The following is a 579-nucleotide window of genomic DNA, read 5'->3' as shown; positions in this document are numbered from 1 at the left end:
TTACCACACCCAACCAGTAACGTCGGCCATCTTCCACATAGCCGTATTCTTCATAGAAGATTTCCTTGTCGGCCAGGTTATAAATGCCTGTGTTGAGTTTGGTCTGCGGTGTCAGCTGAAAACCAACCCCCGCATCCACCAGCGTATTCGACGGCGCAATAATAGCGCTGCTGGACGGCCCCGTGGTCGGCTGGCTTTCCTCGCCGCGATAGCGCACCGTCGCCCAGGGCGACACGGTATCTGTCGCTTGCCAGTCCACGTTCAGGCTGGCCAGATGTTCCGGCAGCTGAGTCAACGGCTCGCCTTTGTATTCCCCGGATTTCTGTTCGGAATCGGTATAGGTATAGCTCAGGTTGATGGACACCACCCGCGCCAACGTGGTGGACAACGCCGCTTCCACCCCCTGGGTTTCCGCTTCATCCACATTTACCCGGTAGGTAGGATCGGAACCGAACTGGTTCGGACCGTCCGGGCAGATGCTGATGGGGCAGGTAATACGGGTAATCTTGTCCTTGAAGTCGTTATGGAACACGGTCACGTTAGCCATCAGCGCCCGGCCAGCGTTGAAGTACAGGCCCA

The 579-nt window shown here is 57.2% G+C and carries 1 protein-coding gene; it reads right to left on the bottom strand.

Annotated features, from left to right (window positions below; genetic code table 11):
• Positions 1-579 (bottom strand): TonB-dependent receptor domain-containing protein (locus A3730_RS27600; RefSeq protein WP_156501410.1); only part of this gene is annotated, 579 nt, incomplete at both ends.

It is taken from the genome of Alcanivorax sp. HI0044, assembly GCF_001634945.1.
This window is presented reverse-complemented; position numbering and strand designations above follow the sequence as displayed.